Genomic DNA, 22,523 nt, shown 5'->3' with positions numbered 1-22,523 from the left:
TTGTGCTTAATAACTATTTTGCGTACACAAGCTTGTTAGAAATAATGTTATTGTCCCGAGTTGCCAAAATGCTGTCAGATTGAGCGGAGTCGAAATCTGACAGCATTTTGGCCATTTCAAACAAACATCATTTAATTCCGTGGATCGCCAGTGATTTAAAGATAACTTCACCGTCAGAAACCAATTCTATTTTACCTTCGTGTTTGGTTGGGAAAACCATATCGGTCATTACTTTTTCACCATCGTTCGCAAAAATCTCCACCACCGACTGATCTACCAATAGATGGAGTTTTAATACACCATTTTGTGGTTTCACTGTTACGGACTCAATACTTGGGAAACGTTCGTGGAAATCCACGTTTCCTGATTTCTTCCGGTCAAAAGATAAGGTGCTGCTTGAAACATCGTACGTCAGGCTGCTTTCCTCACTTCCGCTTTTTAACAAATTAATCCCTATTTTTTTGGCAGAGCCCAGACTGATCTCAGCTTCCACTTCATAAGATTCTCCACTGAAATCAAGCGAATGGTTACCGGATACTTTGAGGTCTTTTTCATCCAGCCCAGCTTCCTGTTTTGATTTGAGAGAAACCGGAGTTTGAATCAGCCTGTAACCTGCCGGCGTAGACTGCAAGCTCAGTTCCCGAGGTACAGACATAGAACCTTTAAATTTGGCAGAAGGCAATTTATTGGCATATTCCCAGTCATTGATCCAGCCAATCATCACCGGTTTTGTATGACTTGCGGGAAGACTGTTGAATGGAATTCCTGCATAAAAATCCTTTCCTTCATCTACATACAGAATTTCGTCCTGCTTTTGCGGAGTAAAAGTTTTTCCGTCAAAATCTCCCACAAAGTATTGCATCGCCAGATAATTTTTTTGCCGGTGCCCGCTGGAAACTGTGAGGATCCATTTCTTCTGATCGCTTCCTTCCACAGGAATGGGAAACAATGCCGGGCATTCCCAAATTTTAGTCATATCACCTTTTTTCCCAAACTCGCTCATCAGTTTCCATTCTTTCAGGTTCTGTGACTGATAAAACTGAACCGTATAATCCAGCGGTTTCACCACGCTCATAATCCATTTTTTATCGGGTGCATACCAGAAAACATTCGGGTCACGAAAATCTTTTAACCCAATATTCAGCACCGGATTTTTATCATATTGTTTCCATGTCCGGCCTTTGTCGGCACTATAGGCAATGCTCTGATGCTGGGCTACTCCCTTTCCGCTGGCGTGCACATTGGAAGTGTAAATCGCGACCATTCCATTTTTTTTGCCTTTTTCAAAAAAGCCGGAAGTATTGGCACTATCAATTACTGCACTTCCCGAAAAGATCATGGTTTGTGTCGTGTCATCCTTATTTCTGAATTCCTTCAATGCAACTGGCAGATGCTCCCACGTCAGCAGATCTTTACTAACAGCATGTCCCCAGCTCATGTGTCCCCATTCGTTGCCGAACGGATTATACTGGTAAAACAAATGATATTCACCATCCAGATATACCATACCGTTCGGATCATTGATCCAGTTTTGTATTGGAGTAAAGTGGTAAACCGGCCGGTAAAGTTCTCTTTTAGTCGATTCTTCCTCTTCCTTTTTATCTTTATTCTGGCATGATAATATGGCAATTCCCAAGAACACGGCAATAACTAAGTTTTTCAACATAAATGGTTTGGTTTAAACGATTTCTTTTATAGAGCAGTCGGCGGTCGGCTATCAGCAGTCAGCTGTTGGCTATCGGTGGGACGGCTAAGTCAAAAGCCGACTGCCGATAGCTGATAGCCTTACCCTTAAAAGCCCGGATTCTGTTTATATAACCCTTTTGTAAAATTGATTTCTTTCTGGGGAATAGGTAAATATTCATCCCGGCCTGCTGTAAACCGGGCACCATTCAGATACGATCTCCTGGTTTTTTCTTTGGCCAGATAAGCATTTAAAGTCGGCTCAGCGATTCCCCATCGAACCAGGTCAAAAAAACGTGGGCTTTCCATCGCAAATTCCAGCCTTCTTTCCCATTGCAGCGCTTTTCTTGCATAAGCCTGCGTCCAGTTAGCAGCAGTATATGGTTTGATCAGGTATTTTGAAGGATCAGTACCATCTGCTTTTTTGGTACGGGCTGTACTGGCGGCGGCTCTTTCCCTTACTTTATTGATCAGAGGCAACGCCAATGCCTGTTGTCCCAGTTCAATATAGGCCTCTGCCTGGAATAAAAGTACATCGGCGTACCGGATAATATCAATGTTTTTGGATGTTCCGATAAAAGGGCCTTGTTTTTTGTAACAGCTGCACGTTGCCAGTTGCTGCTCTTTCATGCTTTGAAAATTACCGTAAACACCCGCATCGCGTATCCATGCATTGCTGAATGGAAGTGCTGCATTGTATTTATACGGATGGCCGTCAATCCCGATCGTATGATCTACACGCGGATCAACAGTTGCAGTGTTAAAATCAATGCTGGTTTCGTTAAAATTATCAAATTTCGGCAGACCGTCGGCACCGGTACCAAAAGCATTGGCAAGGTTCTGGCTGGGCTGATGGAATCCGCAACATCCGTACTGAGGTGCGCCATGAGGATAATTCAAACCTGTTACGGTACTTATTCTTCCCAAAGCTGTTCCGTCGTTGATAGAATACTGTATGGCAAAAATTGACTCAGGGCCATTATCATAGCCATCCAGAAAATTTTCTGCAAAATCGGGCTGCAAATTGTATTTACCTGAACTGATCACGGTTTGCGTAAGCGTCACTACTTCCTGTAACCTGGTTTTATTGATATTTGTTACTTTATGGCTATCATCCTGTTCGTAAGCCTGATACAGCCTTAACTTTGCCAGATAAGCCGAAGCGGAAAGTTTGCTTGCCCTGCCAATCTGTGTTTGTGTTTCGGGCAGATTGTCTATCGCAAACTGAAAATCTTCTGCAATTTTATCCCAAAGCTGATCACTCGTAAATTCCTGATTGGAAGTTTTGAGTATGTCTTCACTCGACAGAATTTCGGTAATATAAGGAATGCGGTTAAAAAGCATTTTGAGCATAAAATGAGAATGAGCCCTCAAAAAGCGCAGTTCGCCCAAACGTGTATTTTTTAACGGGAAATCTGTTTCCGAAAAAGTATTGATCGTTTTAATGGCAAAGTTCGTCCTGGAAATAGCTTTGTAAAAATTTTCCCACGTATAAGGATGCATGAATCCGTCGCCTTGCTGTGCCTGTGTGAGGTTGTACTGTTCATAAAAATTAATATCTGCCACATCCGCCACACCGCCGCCTCCTTTATATGCATCATCCGAACGTACACTCCCATATACCCACATACTCGTCATCGGCCCGATCATTTCATCGTTGCCGATTCCGGCGTAGGCAGCAGTTACCAGTGCTTCCGCATTTGCAGGAGTAGAAACGCTTTCGGTGGACAAAGTGCCCTGCGGTTCGTAGTCAAGAAAATCGCTGCATGAGGCAAATGTCAGCAAAGCTGTCAACAGCAGATTGATTACTAATATGTTCTTTTTCATTTTATTTAAAATTGAGATTTTTTAGAAAATGGTCAGGAAATCCTAGAAATTAAGATTGACACCAAATGTGAAAACGCGTGGTACAGGAATGTCATTTACATTAATTCTTTCAGGATCAGGCCCTTTGAAGCTCTTACTTTTGATCCAGAATAAATTTTCCGCCATGACATACAATCTCAGCTGTTCCAATCCTATTTTACCAACCGGAAGATCTTTTAAAGTATATCCCAGCTGTACGTTCCGTAATTTGAAATAGGAAGTATTTACATTGAAATAATCGGAAGTACGGGTTTCGCCGTTGCCATCAGATAAAGTAAGGGCGGGAGTCTTAGAACCTGTGTTCTGAGGCGACCAGGCGTCAAAAACACCGGGGCCGACATTGTCACGTCCACGAATAAAATCATTGTAAAAAGTGTATGGGTCAAATCCTGTTCTTCCGGCAATACCTGAACCAAAAAATGAAAAGTCAAAGTTTTTGTATCCAATATCGACTCTGGCGCTGTATTCCAGTCCGGGTAAAGTGGTGCCGAAAAATTCCTGGTCAAGTGTATTGATCACCCCATCATTATTCAGATCGACGTAGCGGATACGGCCGGGAGCGGCTCCAACCTGTGTAGCGTGCCCATCCACTTCTGCCTGATTCTGGAAAAGCCCGTCAGTTCTGTATCCGAAAAGATCCAGTTGGGAATGGCCGATAATGGTAGTAACCGCATTTCCTGCAAATGCAGAGCGCACTTCTTCGGGTAAAACCGTTATTTTATCCCTGAAACGCCCAAAATTGGTAAAAATGCTGTATGTGAAATCTCCTGCCGGTTTGCCCAGATAACCCAATGAAAGTTCAAAACCTTTGTTCGTTTTCGTAGCTCCGTTTACAAATTTCAATTGTCCTTCGCCAACAGCCGCCGCAACGGGAGGTTTGATCAGGATATCACTGGTTTTTCTTGTAAAATAATCCAGCGAGCCAACGATGCTTCCTTCAAGAAATCCAAAATCGAGGCCTACGTTCAGTTCATCCGTTGTCTCCCATTTCAAAGCTGCATTAGGTGCTTGTGTGGAAACAAAGCCGGATGGTAAATTTCCTGTGTTGGTGCCGTTCAAATCATAAGCTGTACCAATGTTCCAGTATTGATCAAAAAAGGAATTGTGCCCATTTGGAGCTTGCGAGGCCAATGTTCCATAACGTGGTTCAAAGAGCCCGAATCTTGCCAGGTCACCAATATCCTGATTACCGACACGGCCGGCTCCGGCCCTTAATTTCAGATTGGATATAGCCGACACATTTTTCATGAATGCTTCTTTATCAATTCTCCAGCCAACAGAAACGGCTGGAAAAATTCCATAACGATTATCCGGCCCAAAACGGGAGGAACCATCCCGGCGAACGGTCAGGGCAGCCAGATACCGGTCCGAAAATGCATAATCAACACGCGCAAACTGAGATAAAAGCCTGCTTCCCGTTGCTGTACCAAAACTATTGGCATTACCCGATCCTGCACTTAATACGAAATAGTCCTCCGTTTGTACGGCAAAGTTCTCCTTGTAGGAAGTAACATCATTCAGATTGTCTTTAATTGATTCAATACCCGCCAGAAGTTTGAACTGATGCTCGCCCAATGAGAAATTAAAACGTGCTGTATTGGACCAGGTCAGGCTCAAAAATTTATTATTGTTAAGCGTAAGACTGTTCAGGGAACGGGCTATAAATCCTTCTTTATAAGATTGTTCAATATTTTTGAGTGAATATGCTGCATTGTCCATTCCGAGGGAAGACCTGATAAAAAGATTTTTCACGGGTTCAATTTCTGTAAATACATTCCCGAAAAGAAAAGTCCGGTTTGTATTATCCCAGCGATTGATATACTGCATGTGCAGCGGATTATTTCTGTCTGAGTAACCCGAACCGACTGGTCCTGCAAACTGCCCGTCGAGTGTGTAAACCGGAATTGTAGGTGCCAGAGTGATGGCAAGGCCGGGTGTTGGTGCATTACCAAGATCGGTAGCCACCAGTGTTTCATCGGAAGTTACCACCTGCGTATTGATCCCGAATTTTACTCTGTCATTAATCAGGCTCGTTGCTGCATTGATCCTTCCCGAAATCCTTTTATACTTCGTGTATTTCAGCATTCCGGAATTGTGGATATATCCCAGATTGATCAGCAGTGATGAATTTTTTGTTCCGGTAGAAAGTGTCAGGTCGTTATTGGTAACATAACCCTTTTTGTACATTTCTTTCTGCCAGTCCGTATCACCTGCCGGCGTATTCGGGTCACCGCCAACCAGTGGTTTTACACTCACACTATTGAGGACAGGATTCTGGAAATTTTTATTCCAGTCAAATGAATAAATTTCGCCATAACCTGATGCCGGATCAACACCGTCATTTACAGAAGCCTGCCAAAGTGCACGGCCACGGTCAACGGCATTCAGCATTTTAAAACGCTGCGGTTTTTCAGATTGGGAAGAAATACTGGAATTGAACTGGACATTGATCTTGCCATCTGTATTTCCGCCGTTATTGGTTGTAACAATAATGACACCATTGGAAGCCCTTGACCCATAGATAGATGAAGCCGAAGCATCTTTCAATACCTGAACAGATTTGATCGCACTTGAATTGAGGCTTTGAAATACCTGAGAACGTTTGGTTGGAACCCCGTCAATTACATAAAGCGGATCAGTATTTCCCAATGTATTAACTCCACGTATCAAAATCCGGCTGTTATCTCCGGAAGGCGTGCCCGTTTTTTCTACATATAATCCCGGCACACGTCCTTGCAAAGCCTGCATCGGATTCCCTGAACTGGTATTTTTAATAGGTTCCAGGTCAACTACAACAACGGCACCGGTGAGGTCTTCTTTTCGTGAACTTGTATAACCAACCACTACCACTTCGTTCAGGCTTTTAGCATCGGCATTGAGGGTTACATCTACAATTGATTTATTCTCCACTGCCACTTCTTTGGCAAGCATCCCTACGTACGAAAATACCAGCGTTGCATTGGAAGCTACCGCGATGCTATATTTCCCGTCCACATCACTTACAGCTCCGTTGGTTTTCCCTTTTTCAAGTACACTCACACCCGGAAGCACCTCTCCGTCAGCAGATTTGACAGTTCCCGATACAGTAATCGAATTTTGTGCAAATGCCAGTTGCATACTGCACAGGATGGCAAACACCATCATTAGTAATCGTTTGTCCATTGAAATTATTGGTTAACGTTAAGAAAATGACTAAGCTCAGATTCAGAAACCGAAGGCGTAGCGCCCTTATGCGTTGCCACCAGTGCACCTACTGCACAGGCCTTTCTAAGCGCAATGGAAATGGATGAACCTGAGATATATTCTTTAAGAAACATAGCAAGAAAGGAGTCACCGCTGCCAATAGTATCCTGAACCTGAACGGGATAGCCCGACTGATTAAAAAAGCCATCGTGGTTTAATACTTTGGCACCGTCAGCTCCGAGAGTAATACATATCATTTGCAGGTTAAAGCGCTCAAAGAGGAATTTCATCTGGGTTTCCAGGTCAGGTAATATGCCGTACCAGCCTGCTACTGTGTCCAGTTCCTGTTCATTCATTTTAACGATATCTGCTTTTTGAAGCAAATACTCGGCAGTCGGACGGTCGAAATGAGGCGGACGGATATTTACGTCAAATACTTTTAGTTTTGCAACTTCTAAAAGCTCATAAAGTGTTTCCCTGGATTGCGGACTTCTTGCCGACAAACTTCCATAAACAAAAACATCGGACTCAGAAACCAGTTTTTTATTCTCCGGAGTAACCTGAATATAATCCCATGCAACTGGCTGGACGATCTTGTAAGTGACCTCTGTTTTGTTTGTCAGGTTAACTTTTACAATACCGGTCAAATGTGTAATTCCGGTTTGGATATAATCGGTTTGTAATCCTTGCCTGCCGAGATATTCCATCAGTTCGCTGCCCAGATCGTCGTCACCCACCCGGCTGATAAAAGCGGGGTCAAGCCCAAAGTTTTTGAGATGGATAGCAACATTCATAGGTGCACCGCCGGGCTGCTTTCCGGTAGGCAGCATGTCCCAGAGCATTTCGCCAAAAATTGTTAATTGAGTTTTCATAAACGGGAGATTAATGTAAAATCATAGTCTTTTCAATACGTTCGAGAGAAGTTCCTTTGGTTTCGGGCATGAGCCGCCACACGAAAATGAGCTGTAAAACCATCATCAGTGCAAAGAAGGAAAAGGTGATGCCCCCGCCCAGATATTCTGCAATGATCGGAAAGGAAAATGCGATTATAGCAGCCATAAACCAGTGTGTGAAACTGCCTAAGGCCTGTCCGTGAGCACGTACTTCATTGGGGAAAATTTCGGATATAAAAACCCATATCACCGCTCCCTGCGAAAAAGCAAAAAAGGCGATATAGACGAACAGGAAGATGGGTACACCCGAAAAATCCTGTATAAAGAAGGCTCTGGCAACAAGTCCTAATGTAATGATAACGCCCACTGAACCAATGGCCATCAGTGTTCTGCGACCAAAACGGTCAATAAAATTGATGGCCAAAAGCGTAAAAGCGAAATTGACAAAACCAATGCCGGCAGAAGATAAAAAGGCTGCTTTTGCACCTAATCCGGTCATTTCAAAAATGCGCGGACTGTAATAGATAATGGCATTGATACCCGAAACCTGGTTGAAAACAGCAAAGAGGATAGCCAGAGTTACCGGTGTCTTATATTTCGCTGAAAATAATTTTGCTTTTGGCTGCTCGTTGGTTTCCTTACTGGCTTTTAATATTGCCTGTAGGGTTTCCTCACTGGTTTCAGGGTCTATAATGTCAAGAACTGTTTTAGCTTCCTGCGCTTTGCCTTTTTTCATGATTAGCCAGCGAGGACTTTCTGGTACATACAAAATCGCAAGTAAGAATACCAGGGAAGGCACCGCCTGTACGCCCAGCATCCAGCGCCAGGCGTTTTCTCCCATGTCCTGCATAAAATAATTAGAGAAATAGGCGATCAGGATTCCGAAAACTACATTGAACTGGAAGAGGCCTACCATTTTGCCCCTGTTTTTTGCCGGAGAAATTTCAGAAATGTACATTGGAGCGGCCACGGAGGAAGCACCTACACCAAGTCCACCCATAAAACGAAAGAAGATGAAGGCATACCAATTGGTAGCAAGAGCCGAGCCGAGAGAGGAAACCAGATATAAAACGGCTATCCAGAATAAAGTTGATTTACGGCCCAAACGATCGGCTGGAATTCCGCCAAGCATGGCCCCAAGTACAGTTCCGATGAGTGCTATGGAAACTGTGAAGCCATGTTCAACAGGCGATAATTCCCATAAATGCTGAATAGACTTTTCTGCGCCGGAGATAACCGCTGTGTCGAATCCAAATAGAAATCCTCCCAGCGCTACAACGACCGACCAAACTAATACTTTGCTGTTTTTCATAAGTAGCTCTGATTTTTAATCAAAACTACCGCTGTTGATTACTTTGAATAACTAAATAATATCTCAAAAAAGTTAAAGTTTGATACGATTATCTAATTTTTAATCAAACTGTTGATTATCAAATGATTAGCTGTAAGTTGATTCATTACAGGAGATGGGATATTTTCAATTTTGATACATTACCTTTAAAAAATGTAACATTATTTAAATTAACAATTTATGAATTGTATAATGTTTTTAAAATATTAAATAATATGAGGATTTGCTATTGAAAGTTTGTTGTATGAATTGTCTCTGGAAAGTTGGAGTGCGCATCCGTGGCACGGCTGATCTATCAGGCTTTTCACTAAGCTTTATAGTTCAGCCGTGCCACGGATTTATTATCCATTTTTCTTAAATCTTAAAAATCATGATTTTTTATATTCCAGCGGCGTCTGGTTATATTTCCCTTTAAAGGCAGTAGAGAAATAAGTAGGAGAAGAAAAGCCGACTTTGTAAGCAATGTCTGAAACAGTCAGATCATCGCGTCTCAATAAAAACTTGGCCTTGTTTAAGCGAATTTGCTGAATATATTCATTAACACTCAATCCCAGAAGTGCTTTCACTTTCCGGTATAACTGAACCCTGGACATTCCAAGATCTTTGCCGATATCTTCTACGTTCAATTCCGAATTGCTGTAATGTTCTTCAATATAAGCCGTAAAACTGGTCAGGAATTTTTTATCAATCTTATTCGGATTTGTACCTACCGATGTTTCAACGGGTAGTTCACTGGTAAAATGTTCCCGCAGCAGGGCACGGTTTTTCAACAATGTTTTAATCATTTCCCCGACATATTCCAGGTTAAAAGGTTTGGTAATGTATGCATCCACGCCAGTCCGGATTCCTTCAATCTGTTGTTCGGGACTGGCTTTGGCAGTAAGCAGAATGACCGGAATGTGTGAAGTCCTGAAATCGGTTTTCAGGATAGACGCCAGACTGAGACCGTCTTTTTTTGGCAGCATGACGTCACAGATAATCAGGTCCGGAATATGCTCAAATGCTGATCTGAGGCCATCTTCTCCATCTGCTGCTTTATAAATGTGGTAACTTTTTAGTAATTTCTGTTCGAGCAAAGTGCTGAGGTCAGTATTGTCTTCGATAATCAGGATCGATTGTTCATGATGAGTGCCGACAGCAGTTTCCGGAATTGTTAAAGCATTGTTTTCATCTGAAATTTCAAAGTTTTGAGTCATTGAAAAATCTTCAACAGGCTCATTTCTGCGTTCCTCTTCCTGAAAATGTGTGTGGCCCAGCGGCAATTCAATCGTAAAGCAGGTTTCCTTGTTGGGATCGCTTTTCACTGTAATTGTTCCTTTATGAAGTGTGATCAATTCTTTGGAAAGAGCCAGCCCAAGACCGGTACCTAGGGTTTTATAACCACTTTCTCCCTGATAAAATACTTCAAAAGCATGCGCAACTTCGGAGGCTGTCATACCAATCCCGTTATCTTCCACACGTATCTGAACCGGGCCTGGAGAAAATGTTTTGATGTATAAATAGACCCGCCCTTTATCCGGAGTAAACTTAAACGCATTGGAAAGTAAATTGAAAATCACTTTATCCAGCATCGTAGCATCAAACCAGACCATAATTTCGGGTTCGGAAGCAACAAGCTGGAAATCAATTTTGCGCTTTGCAGCTATACGCTCAAATGCAATCATGATATCCCTGATAAAAGCAACCAGATTATGTTCTCCTGCCCGGACCTGCATTTTATGACTTCCTATTTTCCGGAAATCCATGAGCTGGTTTACCAGCCGCAGCAGCCGCAGTGTGTTTTTACGAATTAAAGAAAGCTCTTGTTTAACCAGCGGATCCCGTATTTTTTCATTGGATAAAATATCTTCAACGGGCGCAAGGATTAATGTAAGTGGTGTGCGGAATTCGTGTGAAATGTTGGTGAAAAAGTTGAGTTTTGCTTCGTTTTCAATTTCAGCACTTTGGGCTAAATGCTCAATCTGGTTTTTCTGATCAGATATTTCATGATTTTGGACTTCAAGCCTTTTATTGATTTTCCGGTTTTCGTTCAATGAATAAAAGGACAATGCACCAAAAAGCAACGCCAGTGCCAGTGTAATCGAAATGGCATAAATAATAATGGCCTGGTTTTCAGAAATGGCACGCTGCTCTTCAATTTTTTCCTGCCGCCGTTCTATGTCATTTTGCTGGGCAATCAATTTTTCGCTTTGCAGTTTCATAATCCTGACATTCGTCGAGTCGATCATGGTGATTTGCAAACGGTTTTCTCTTTTAAACGGCTGTTTTTGTAAAATCGCGATGGCAGTACGGATCGCTTCTTCACCACCTGTCGGATATAAAACCGTAGCGTTTAGTACATCCCGATCCACCATGTCAATTCCTCCATTTGGGCCCGGAAGGCCATCCACACCTATCAATTTGATCTTTTTTTCAAGACCCAGATTTTTTAATACTTTAAAAGCCTGTAAAACCCTGCGATCATTCTGACAAAAAATAACGTCAATATCAGCGTTGGCTTTCAGTAATGCCGTTAGTGGTTTTTCAAAAGAATATTTGTCCCAGTCACCATCCAGTTTTGCAATAAGTTTGATCTCCGGAAAGCGCTTAAGAATTTCTATAAAACCTTTGTGGCGGTCAATATCAGCAGAGGAACCCGGCAATTCACTGATTTCAATTACTTTACCTTTTCCTTTTAAAAGCGTATTGGCATACGTTCCGGCTACTTGGCCTACCTCCACATTATCTGCTCCCACATAAGCCGTATACTGGTCGGAATTGGTACGACGGTCCAGAATAATAACCGGAATACCATTCTGGTAAGCTTTTTCAACAATAGGCGTGATGGGCTTTGCTTCGTTGGGAGATACGATCAGCAGATCAATATTTGCGTCGATCAATTCGCTTATCTGCCGGATTTGCTTTTCACTCTGGCTGCCGGCATCTTTCATGACAAAATTGATCTCCGGATTGAAAGACAATTCCCTGTACATGCTTTCCTGCATGGTTTTTCGCCAGTTGTCGGCGCCGGTACATTGCGAAAAACCTATGGTAAATTGTTTTGGCTCACTTTTGGAACAAGCCAGTAGCGAAAAAACGAGAAGAAAAAAATAGTAATTGATTTCAATTCTTTCCGGTATTTATTCAATTGTTGAGATTGATCAAAAGTAGGATATAATCCTGACTTACAAAGTTAAATATGCTTTTTCAGAGAAAATTAAGGATAATTTGTTTTAAATAGATAGTAATATTGATGAGAACGCTGCTTTTATTTATAAAAAAATCTTTATTTGGCCGTTCCCGAACTTTGGCTCAATAACGGAAAAATTCATAAATAATGATGATACGAATAAATATCTGACCCCTAATTACTACGTAGCATTCCCGTTACCCGAAACTGTTTAAGTTATATTTGATGTGTTTTGTTTAGGATTTAGCCCGGAAGTTTTTTCGGGCTAAATTTTTTTGTTGGTGGTATAACAATTACTACTGTCTATGACTGTAAAATTCTTATCAAATCTTCATTCAGATAATAAATTTCTTTCCCTTCTCTTCGAGGGGTCAGTATTTTTGCTGTGACAAGTTCATCCATATATTTTGTTAGAGTAGTTCGGGACGATCTTTTTAGCACCTTGGCAAGGTTTGCAGGTTTGCAGTATGGCTGACTAAAAAGAGTTTCATTAATTTCTTTGTTATACCATTTTATGTTCGCCTTTCCATAAGCAAGTGTTTCGGCCATTTGCTTTATAATTTCATCAATTAATGAACTTGTTAAAAGTGAAGTGTTTTCTACCGCGTTGAGCATAAATAAAATCCAGTTTTTCCATGCTCTATGTTGGTTAACTGCCCCTAAATGATAATAGTAATCTTCTTTATTGATAATGATATATTTGGATAAATAAAGAACTGGCTGAATCAGCAGCTGTTTTTGTACCAGGTATAGTAAATTGAGAATTCTGCCAGTTCTGCCATTACCGTCGTAGAATGGATGAATAGCCTCAAATTGATAGTGGGCGATGCACATTTTTAGTAAAGGATCATCTACATATTTTTGATCATCATTTAAAAAATCAATTAGGTTTTTCATTAGCGATTCTATAATTGCCCCGCCTCTGGGTGGAGTATAAATTATTTCGCCTGCCCGGAACTCGCTTTGTCCTCTTTTAATTACAACTTGTGCCTGAGGAGACCGTAATTTAGACGTTGTATTTTTGATTTGTTGAAATACCCGGGTTATAGTTTCGAGATCAATTCCTCGATTTGTATCCAAATTTTGATAGCCGGCCCACATTGCTTCTCTGTATCTGATTACTTCTTTGATAGCCGTATTATTTTGTTCCTCTTTTAAAGTATCCGTAATTGCTTTGTACAATTCGTCTTCTGTTGTAAATATGTTTTCAATCTCTGTTGAAGTTCTGGCTTCTTGTAACGCAATTGTATTCACCAGCATAAGGGGATTAGGAAGTCTTAATACATTGCTATTAACCGTTGCTAATGCCCTGGAAGCAAGCACGAGTTTTTTTAGAACATCAATATCGTTTGTAATATCTTCTGTTAAGGGTAATAGAGGAAGATCATTAAATGGTTTTGTTCTATCGAAAATTGGCATAGGGCATATGTTCAGTTTTTTGATTTTTTTGAACATATTGTAAATATATGCTCATTTTCTGGACATATAATGGCAACGTGTCCAGTTTTTTATAAAAAATGAACATGTCATTAGAAGTCTTAAAATTTGTTTGATATAAAACTGAGGAATCTTTTATTGTTACAAAGTAACTATCAATAATACGTCAAATCATCTCGACAACACCGCCACTTTCAATCAGCTCAGTTCCCAGTTCGATCAGATATTCAGTAATTTGAAAAAGATTGATTAAAACAATCCGTATTTTGTTGGGAAGGTAGCCATAATATTTTTTAAATGCGGCCGTGAAATGAGTTGCGTGTTTGTAGCCCATTCGCTGTGCTATTTCAGCAATTTTGTTTCCATCCTGGCATAGCTGTTCGCGGGATTTCTCCATTCTGGTTTCATGTAAATAACCAAAAACGGTGGTGCCAAACACTTCTTTAAAATACTTTTTGAGGTTAAACTCATTGGTGCCGATCTGATGTGCAAGGTCTTTCAGAGATAATGGTGTTTCAATATTGTCAATCAGGATTTGTCGGGCCAGGTGCATTTTTTCGATATCTTCCTGTTTTGGTGCCGATGCAATATCAGGAACAGGTAATTGTTCGTACTGTTCAAACTGTAAAGCCAGCAATTCTATCACTTTTGCTTTTACAAACAAACTTTTATGGTAGCCGCTGTATGTGCAATTCAGGATTTCGAACAGGGTCGAGATCATACGTGGAGTCACCGGCAAATTACGCTGGCTCATAAAAGCAGGCAGTACTTCGTCTATACCGCTTTGAAAATGAGAATAAAGCGGATGTGTCTCAGGTAGATTATTAAAGAAGAAATCAGGTGTTATATTAATAGCAAATCCCTCTGTTTCTTCACCTGGATGCCATTGCACCAGCATATTTTTTTAGGAAGTAATAACAGATTATGCTGATGTGGTTTGAAGCGGACAAATGGTCTTGGCAGGATTTCCGTAAAGTATGTTGTTGCATTTTGTAAACTAAAATTCATCTGGATGTGAGGGCCTGAACTCAAAACCAGCATCCGCTTTTTTGAACGTGCACAAAATTTCCCATACCATATATACACATCTTTGAGTATCAGTTCCTTGCCAAAGCCGATTCTGAATTCGTCGTTGTACTCAATACTGTTTTCTGTTATTTGCTCTTTTTTAATCTTAGTGAAATCGGGATAATGCCACGATTCCGGATTTTTTCCATTTATAAAAATCACTTCCATACTTTTTGGTCCCTGATATGGTATTTTTTTTAGTATTCAAAAAATACCTTTAGGCAAAGATAGTTCGTATTTAGACTGGGTATAAACAGTTTTGTGAAAAAACTTTGGTAAACCAATAGAATAAGATCTATTGATTTCGTATTTTAAACGGCCTCAAATGGAAAAAGGCATTTGATTATATACATCAAACACCTTTTCAAATATATTCTTATCTCAAAATAACTCAGCGAACAATAGCGCTAACTCTTTTCAACTCCGCGTTTAAGCCTCAAAGTGAAGAAAAATCGAAAGTTTCCAGATATTTGGTTGTGAAGTTTCCGGATTTAAAACCAGGATCATCCATCAGTTTAATATGGAACGGAATTGTCGTTTTAATTCCTTCAATCACAAATTCCTGTAAAGCACGTTTCATACGGGTCAGTACTTCTTCACGTGACTGTCCGCTTACGATAAGCTTCGCAATCATAGAATCGTAATTAGGCGGAATAGTATATCCACTGTAAACATGGCTGTCGATCCTGATGCCATGACCTCCCGGAAAATGTAAATTTGTAATTTTACCTGGTGAAGGACGGAAGTTATTTGCAGGATCTTCTGCATTGATCCGGCATTCCATAGCAAAAAGTTTTGGCGTATAATTAATTCCCAGAATTGGTTCACCAGCTGCTACTTTGATTTGCTCCTTTATCAGGTCAAAATCTGTAACTTCTTCTGTGATAGGGTGTTCTACCTGAATACGCGTATTCATTTCCATAAAGAAAAAGTCGCCGTACTTATCAACCAGAAACTCAACTGTTCCTGCACCTTCGTAACCGATTGCCTGAGCACCTTTGATAGCAGCGGCACCCATTTTCTCGCGTAATTCAGGTGTTATAATGGGTGAAGGAGTTTCTTCAACCAACTTCTGATGACGGCGTTGGATAGAGCAATCACGTTCTGACAAATGACAAACTTTACCGTACTGATCTCCAATGATCTGAATTTCAATATGGCGTGGCTCTACTACAAATTTTTCGAGATATAAACCATCATTTCCAAATGCCGCCGCCGACTCTGTACGGGCATCATTCCATGCTTTTTCAAATTCGTCAGGTTTGTTGATCACACGCATTCCGCGTCCGCCGCCACCCGCTGTTGCTTTCACAATCACAGGATAACCAATTCCTTCAGCCAGCTTTTTCCCTTGTTCAAAAGATTCCAGTAAACCTTCGGAACCGGGTACAACCGGAACGCCAGCCGCAATCATGGTAGCTTTGGCTGTAGCCTTGTCGCCCATTCCATTGATCTGCGCAGCAGTAGCACCAATGAATTTAATTCCGTAATCAGCGCATATCTGTGAAAATTCAGCATTTTCAGATAAGAAACCGTAACCCGGATGTATAGCGTCAGCACCTGTAACTTCGGCTGCTGAAATAATATTCTGAATACTCAGGTAGGATTGACGGCTTGGAGGAGGCCCGATGCAAACTGCCTCATCGGCAAAGCGGACGTGAAGGCTGTCGCGGTCGGCAGTAGAATAAACTGCAACCGTTTTAATTCCCATTTCGCGGCAAGTCCTGATAACACGTAAGGCGATTTCGCCTCTGTTGGCAATGAGTATCTTTTTAAACATGCAAATCAAATAAGTTTGAGAGATCCATTGCCCTTATGCAGGCTCAACAAGAAATAAAGGTTGGTCAAATTCAACCGGAGTTGCGTTTTCAACCAGTATTTTTACAATTTTCCCTGAAATTTCAGATTCAATTTCGTTGAAAAGCTTCATTGCTTCTATCACGCATACTACTGAACCGGGCTTAATTTCATCACCAATACTTACAAATGAAGGAGTTTCAGGATTGGAAGCACGATAAAATGTACCAATCATTGGTGATTTAATCGTGATAAGATTTGCTGTTGCTGGCTCAGAAGGTGGTGTTACTTCAGAAGATGCTGAGAGTGTAACCGGAGTCGTTGGTACAGCAGGAGCAAATGCCGGTGCTGGCGATACGGTCTGGGCTATAGCATAGGAAACTGCCGGAGCAGAACCATATCTCTTTACCTTAATCTTCAAATCAGTTGTTTCAATATTCACTTCATCCAGACCCGACTGGGCAATGAAGTCAATTAATTTTTGAATTTCTTTGGTTTCCATTTAGACAGTTTTAAGCGTTGAAGGATTGAAACCATTAAGGCTTAGCTAATAAGCAAATAACTCGTTTCATTTACCTTGCGCGGGAAATAAATTATGATTTTACTCTTTCTACGTAATCGTAGGTACGTGTGTCAACTTTAATCTTTTGCCCTTCTTCAATAAACAACGGAACCATAATCCTTGCACCAGTCTCAACTTCAATCGCCTTTTTAGGTGAGTTGGCAGTATCTCCTTTTAAACCCGGCTCCGAATAAGTAACAGTCAATTCAACAAAAGGAGGAAGTTCGCAAAGTAATGCTGCGTCAGTTTCTGTATTGATCAGGATCTCAACTTCCTGTCCGTCTTTCATAAGATCGGCATTGGTTACAAGTTTTTCGTCAATCAATACCTGATCGAAAGTCTCAGAGTTCATGAAATTATATCCAATTTCATCTTTATATAAAAATTGAAATTTATGACGTTCAACGCGAACCGGTATAATTGTAGCTCCTGAAGTGAAAGTATTGTCTAAAACTTTACCTGAAGTAAGACTTTTTAATTTCGTACGAACAAAAGCATTTCCCTTACCGGGCTTCACATGCTGAAATTCTGTAACCTGAAACAGATCGTGGTTATAGTGAATTACCAATCCGTTGCGCAAATCTGCTGTAGTTGCCATTTTAATTCAATAAATAATGCAAAATAATTTTTAATGTAAAATGTAAAACCAATTATGTAATCTGCTTTTACTGTTCATTTTGCATTTTACACTATTTGATTTATTCCCCGTAAGCCCATTTTAAATAAAGTGCACCCCAGGTAAAGCCGCCACCAAAGGCAGCTAGTATAAGATTATCCCCTTTTTTTAATTTTGATTCGTAATCCCACAGGCAGAGTGGAATAGTAGCAGAAGTAGTATTTCCGTAATTCTGGATATTCATCATTACTTTATCCATTCCCACGCCCATTCTGTTAGCAGTAGCCTCTATGATACGTCGGTTGGCCTGATGTGGAACAAGCCATGCTACGTCATTACTGGCGAGGCTGTTCTTTTCCATGATTTCAGCTGAAATATCCGCCATGTTTGTCACCGCAAATTTAAAAACCTGAGCTCCGTCCTGATACACATAATGCCAGCCATTGTCGATCGTCTCATGCGTGGGCGGATACCTGCTTCCTCCTGCTTTCTGATTCAGGTACGGATAGCCAATACCATTTGACCTAATGATAGAATCCTGAATACCATAACCGTCTGTGTCAGGTTCCAAAAGAACAGCTCCCGCGCCATCACCGAAAAGAATACACGTTTTACGATCTGTATAATCTACGATTGCAGACATCTTATCTGCACCGACTACGATGATTTTTTTATATTTTCCAGTCTCAATAAATTGGGACCCAATCGTAAGTGCGTACACGAATCCTGAACAAGCAGCCTGAATATCAAAGCTCCCGATGTTACGGATACCTGTCATATCGCAGATCAGATTGGCGGTACACGGGAAAATAAAATCAGGTGTTGTCGTGGCGCAGATCAATAAATCTATTTCTTCCGGAGAGGTATTGGTTTTGGCTAACAATCCTTTTACAGCTTCAGCACCCATGTGTGAACTTCCCAAACCTTCTCCTTTTAAAATATGCCTTTCTTTGATACCGGTACGGCTAACGATCCATTCATCATTGGTAGCCACCATTGTTTCCAATTCAGCATTTGTCAGAATATAGTCAGGCACATACCCTTGTATTCCTGTAATAGAGGCTCTTATTTGGGTCATGGTTCAATTATTACAATCAAAATCCGGCTGGATTGTGGTAAAAGACAAATTCGTTTTTATTCATATGCGATGTGGTTGTCGGCATCTGATATTCTAATTTAAAGCCTGGGCAATGTGCAGATAAGCCTTGGACTTCACTTGCTTGTATGCCCATCCGATCATATTTTTAATAGCCAGCGGTGAAGAAATCCCATGTGCGATCATGACATTTCCATTAACTCCAATAATTGAACTTCCGCCAATGGACTCGTAATTAGTCTGATCAATAAAATCGTCCTGTATACCTCTTTCGCGCGCTATTTCATATAATGACTCTCCCATTTTAAACAAAATATTACCGGTGAAGCCATCTGTAACAATTACATCTGCTTTGTTTTTGAAGAGGTCTTTTCCTTCAATATTTCCAATAAAATTAATTTTTTTATTTTGTTTAAGCAGTGGGTAGGTAGCCTGAGAAGTTAAAGAACCTTTTTGTTCTTCCTCACCAATATTCATGAGTGCTACGCGGGGACGGTCGATTTGAAAGGTATATTGGGCAAAAAGCGATCCGATTTCTCCGAACTGAGCTAATACTTCCGGTTTACAATCCGCATTGGCACCGATATCAAGCATGATAGCGTGGCCTCCGCCAATCTGAGGGACAAATCCCGCAATAGCAGGCCGTATAACTCCTTCAATAGCTTTAATACTAAAAAGTGCACCTACATGCATGGCCCCGGTGTTACCAGCGCTGCAGAAAATGTCCACTTCTTTCTCTTTAAGAAGCTTGAAACCTGTTCCTATACTGGAATTAGGTTTTTGTGAAAGTGCTTTGGTAGGGTGTTCACCCATCTCAATGACATCTTCCGCATGAATAATATCAATATTCGTCGGGATATAGTTATTTTGGCTAAATATATCCAAAATGACGTTTTGCCTGCCGATTAACACAATCCTTGCCTCCGATGGTAGTTCCGAAGCGGCTTGTATAACCCCTTCAACAATAGCTTGTGGAGCTAAATCTCCCCCCATAGCATCTACCGCAATTTTCATTTACACGCTGTTATTTTATACTAAAAGTTAGAAATCGAAGGTGTAAATTTAGCAGTTGTGCCAAAGTAAAAAAGAATTTCGCAACAACTTTTATAGGGTTGCTGCGAAATAGATATTCTCACTGTAAAAATTAAACCGTTTTGGCATAATTCTCAACTACTACTTTACCCCTGTAAACCAAGTTTCCTTCGTGTACGTGTGCACGGTGGAACTGGTGTATTTCACCTGTTGAAGCGTCAACTCCTAATTGCTTGCCAGTTAGGAAGTCATGAGCTCTGCGTGTATCGCGACGGGTTTTGGAAATTTTCCGTTTAGGATGTGCCATGATGCTTTATGTTCTGTATGTTAATATTCGTTTTTGAAATTCTTTATATAATAGCCGGCCGGGTTGTATTTCAATTACTCTCCTTTCAACTTTTTTAATGCTTCCCAACGTGGGTCTGTTTTCTCCTGATTTTCTTCATCGTCACTGTCATCTGCAATTTCAGAAGAATAAACGAGTATCACTTCGTCTTCATCAGACAGGTCAGTTTCATCTTCGGTACGCAGATCGGGATGAATCTTTTTTACTGGTAGAGAAAGCACTATAAATTCGAAAATGTATCTGGCAATATTAATGCGCGGTGTATTTCGGTTTATAATTTCAATCTCATCAGTCAGTTCTTCATTATGATCGCCAAATTTCAAAATGAGTCGTTCATCAGAAATTACCGGCTCTTCAAATGGTTCAAGACTGCGGTCACAAATCAGTTCGACACTTCCTTCCGTATGAAAATGAAGCTGGATCATTGTAGCTGATTTATTCAGCTCAACATGCGTTTTGAAATGCCCTTTCTCAATAAGATCCTGGTCTAATTCTTCAAAAAACGTGTCTCCCGACTCCAAATCATAATCATACCGCTTGTCTTCCAAGCCGTAAATGTCTATGTTGTATTTAGTTAGCTCTTTCACTTTTTCTGCCAAAAGGACTGCAAAGGTAGTGTCTTTGTATTAATAAAAAAACTATGTAGGTATTTAATTGTATTACGTACCTGAATACTGCCACTACTGAGCGAGTATAAACAGGTTTGCAACTTCTAATATACATTAAAAGGCTCCGATAAGAAGCCTTTTTGTATTCAATGTGATGAAAGAGGATTATAAGGTTTTCTTTACTTCCAGAACAAAAGCCTGGGTAACTCCGGCAAAGCTGGCAATCTCTTCAGTATTAAATCTGCCTATTGTCAGAAGATTTTTTACCACTTCCATTTTGCCTTTTTCAATTCCCTTTTCAATGCCTTCTTTTTTTGCTATATCAAGCACTTGTTCCCTTATGCCCATAGATTTTTGATTTTCAGTTAGTTCCTCAATTTCTTTCTCAAATTTAACATTATATTTTGGGTCTGCAAATGTAACATAACGTTGTAAAAAAATGAGCAGGTCATCTACCTTCCTTTTCGGGATGTTTTTCCTGAGGAGATTTTTAGCTAATGAATATTTTAAATTATACAATTTTTCATCGTCTAATTTCTTCTTCTTCAATGCAAGCAGTACAGTTAAAACTACAATAGAAAACGGATTTTCGTGATGTAACAAAACCGTTTCATCCTGTTCTATAATTTTATACGTATTGAATTGAAAAGTAGTTTTAGTACCAAGATATTCATATTCAAATAAAGTAGGATGAAAGTTTTTATTATCATCCGTAAAAATTGCGATGGCAGTTACCGGTTTGCCATATTTATCAAGAATGCGGTAAAAATAGGTAAACATACGACTGGCAAAGTCCTTATCGTCGTAGCCTTGTACTTCAATGTGTACCAAAATCCATTCTTCCTGCCCTGATTTGGTAAATACTTTTACTAATTTGTCTACAAATTTGGGTGCCTCAATATCCTGATCGGGAAACAACTGTTCCAGTTCCTTGTCTAAGAATTGGAATCCTTTTTCCATTGAGAATAATGTGCTTGCGTCCTTAAAAAAGAAGATTAAGAATTCTTCGAAGACATTTTCAAGTATACCTTTCCATAGTGTGTCATTCCTTTTCAATTTGATTATTTATTTTTGATGAAGTGTTATAAGTTTCCTGATGGATCTGAGAAAAACTCAATAAAACTCAGACCTTCTTAGCCGGATTACCAAAGTAAGTGGCTTTGGCCGGTACATTTTCTATTACCACTGATCCGGCTCCAATACGGGCATTTTTGCCAATTTCAATCCCGGAAATGATTATCGCACCTGATCCGATAAATGCGCCGTCTCCAATTATTACCCTGTCATTAATTACAGCTCCTGCCCCTATAGTTACAAAATCACCGACTTTTACCCAGGTGTCAAGTACAGATGATGTCTGAACAAGACAATGACTGCCAATTTTCGTTTTCGGTCCAATGGTTACCCTGGCTGCAATCAGGTTTCCATGTCCGATTTCTGCCATTTCAGAAATAACAGAAGTGTCATGAATTGCATTGACAGGCATCATTTTCCGCTCGTCGTTCAGCGTTTCTACCAGTCGTTCACGCACAGAACGTTCGCCAATGGCAATGAATGCTTCACATTTCGGGCCTATAATATTAAGAAATCCACTATCCTCGGTATCTCCCAAAACACTTACATCGACAAACTCTTTTCCATGCAATTCCTTATTGTCGTCCAGCAGGCCATATACCAGTACATGATTACGTTTAAAAATATCCAATGCCTGTACTCCAAGATCGCCTGCGCCAAAAATTAAAACCGGGTTTTCCATATTATTTATATTGATGTTATCGGATCAGAAACAATGAGAAACTGATTTGTAACAAGTTGT

The 22,523-nt window shown here is 40.5% G+C and carries 18 protein-coding genes; all 18 read right to left on the bottom strand.

Going from position 1 to position 22,523, the window contains the following annotated elements; translation table 11 throughout:
* Nucleotides 1-127: 127 nt before the first annotated feature.
* Nucleotides 128-1,666: a glycoside hydrolase family 32 protein gene (locus KZC02_RS14090; protein ID WP_221394672.1), complete on the bottom strand. Its 1,539-nt coding sequence runs from the start codon at nucleotides 1,664-1,666 to the stop codon at nucleotides 128-130.
* 125 nt (nucleotides 1,667-1,791) lie between these two features.
* Complete coding sequence (locus KZC02_RS14085) at nucleotides 1,792-3,510, bottom strand: RagB/SusD family nutrient uptake outer membrane protein (RefSeq protein ID WP_221394671.1); 1,719 nt, start codon at nucleotides 3,508-3,510, stop codon at nucleotides 1,792-1,794.
* 42 nt (nucleotides 3,511-3,552) lie between these two features.
* Nucleotides 3,553-6,711 (bottom strand): TonB-dependent receptor, encoded by a 3,159-nt coding sequence (locus KZC02_RS14080; RefSeq protein WP_221394670.1) that lies wholly within the window; start codon nucleotides 6,709-6,711, stop codon nucleotides 3,553-3,555.
* Between the two features lie 5 nt (nucleotides 6,712-6,716).
* Nucleotides 6,717-7,604, bottom strand: coding sequence for a carbohydrate kinase (locus KZC02_RS14075; RefSeq protein WP_221394669.1), 888 nt, complete (start codon nucleotides 7,602-7,604; stop codon nucleotides 6,717-6,719).
* Nucleotides 7,605-7,614: 10 nt separating this feature from the next.
* Entirely contained in the window at nucleotides 7,615-8,937 is a 1,323-nt protein-coding gene (locus KZC02_RS14070) for a sugar porter family MFS transporter (protein ID WP_221394668.1), read from the bottom strand.
* Nucleotides 8,938-9,344: 407 nt separating this feature from the next.
* Entirely contained in the window at nucleotides 9,345-12,005 is a 2,661-nt protein-coding gene (locus tag KZC02_RS14065; protein WP_409014264.1) for a substrate-binding domain-containing protein, read from the bottom strand.
* A 443-nt stretch (nucleotides 12,006-12,448) separates the two neighbouring features.
* The gene (locus tag KZC02_RS14060; RefSeq protein ID WP_221394667.1) at nucleotides 12,449-13,564 is read right to left on the bottom strand and encodes a Fic family protein; all 1,116 of its coding nucleotides are present in this window, start codon (nucleotides 13,562-13,564) and stop codon (nucleotides 12,449-12,451) included.
* Nucleotides 13,565-13,748: 184 nt separating this feature from the next.
* Nucleotides 13,749-14,480 (bottom strand): AraC family transcriptional regulator, encoded by a 732-nt coding sequence (locus tag KZC02_RS14055; protein WP_221394666.1) that lies wholly within the window; start codon nucleotides 14,478-14,480, stop codon nucleotides 13,749-13,751.
* Nucleotides 14,426-14,818: a hypothetical protein gene (locus KZC02_RS14050; RefSeq protein ID WP_221394665.1), complete on the bottom strand. Its 393-nt coding sequence runs from the start codon at nucleotides 14,816-14,818 to the stop codon at nucleotides 14,426-14,428. Before KZC02_RS14050 ends, KZC02_RS14055 begins: the two co-directional genes overlap by 55 nt.
* 268 nt (nucleotides 14,819-15,086) lie before the next feature.
* The gene (accC, locus tag KZC02_RS14045; RefSeq protein ID WP_221394664.1) at nucleotides 15,087-16,430 is read right to left on the bottom strand and encodes an acetyl-CoA carboxylase biotin carboxylase subunit; all 1,344 of its coding nucleotides are present in this window, start codon (nucleotides 16,428-16,430) and stop codon (nucleotides 15,087-15,089) included.
* A gap of 33 nt (nucleotides 16,431-16,463) precedes the next feature.
* The gene (gene accB / locus KZC02_RS14040; protein WP_221394663.1) at nucleotides 16,464-16,949 is read right to left on the bottom strand and encodes an acetyl-CoA carboxylase biotin carboxyl carrier protein; all 486 of its coding nucleotides are present in this window, start codon (nucleotides 16,947-16,949) and stop codon (nucleotides 16,464-16,466) included.
* Nucleotides 16,950-17,040: 91 nt separating this feature from the next.
* Entirely contained in the window at nucleotides 17,041-17,607 is a 567-nt protein-coding gene (gene efp / locus KZC02_RS14035; protein ID WP_221394662.1) for an elongation factor P, read from the bottom strand.
* Nucleotides 17,608-17,707: 100 nt separating this feature from the next.
* Nucleotides 17,708-18,703: a beta-ketoacyl-ACP synthase III gene (locus tag KZC02_RS14030; protein WP_221394661.1), complete on the bottom strand. Its 996-nt coding sequence runs from the start codon at nucleotides 18,701-18,703 to the stop codon at nucleotides 17,708-17,710.
* A 93-nt stretch (nucleotides 18,704-18,796) separates the two neighbouring features.
* A complete protein-coding gene (gene plsX / locus KZC02_RS14025) occupies nucleotides 18,797-19,735 on the bottom strand; it encodes a phosphate acyltransferase PlsX (protein WP_221394660.1) in 939 nt (312 codons plus the stop codon).
* A 130-nt stretch (nucleotides 19,736-19,865) separates the two neighbouring features.
* Nucleotides 19,866-20,060, bottom strand: a complete 195-nt coding sequence (rpmF, locus tag KZC02_RS14020; protein WP_221394659.1) for a 50S ribosomal protein L32 — start codon at nucleotides 20,058-20,060, stop codon at nucleotides 19,866-19,868.
* A 74-nt stretch (nucleotides 20,061-20,134) separates the two neighbouring features.
* Nucleotides 20,135-20,686: a DUF177 domain-containing protein gene (locus tag KZC02_RS14015; protein WP_229254312.1), complete on the bottom strand. Its 552-nt coding sequence runs from the start codon at nucleotides 20,684-20,686 to the stop codon at nucleotides 20,135-20,137.
* Between the two features lie 186 nt (nucleotides 20,687-20,872).
* The gene (locus KZC02_RS14010; protein WP_221394658.1) at nucleotides 20,873-21,763 is read right to left on the bottom strand and encodes a hypothetical protein; all 891 of its coding nucleotides are present in this window, start codon (nucleotides 21,761-21,763) and stop codon (nucleotides 20,873-20,875) included.
* 67 nt (nucleotides 21,764-21,830) lie between these two features.
* Nucleotides 21,831-22,463, bottom strand: coding sequence for an acetyltransferase (locus KZC02_RS14005; protein WP_221394657.1), 633 nt, complete (start codon nucleotides 22,461-22,463; stop codon nucleotides 21,831-21,833).
* Between the last annotated feature and the right edge of the window lie 60 nt (nucleotides 22,464-22,523).

The organism is Dyadobacter sp. NIV53 (assembly GCF_019711195.1).
Taxonomy (GTDB): domain Bacteria; phylum Bacteroidota; class Bacteroidia; order Cytophagales; family Spirosomataceae; genus Dyadobacter.
This window is presented reverse-complemented; position numbering and strand designations above follow the sequence as displayed.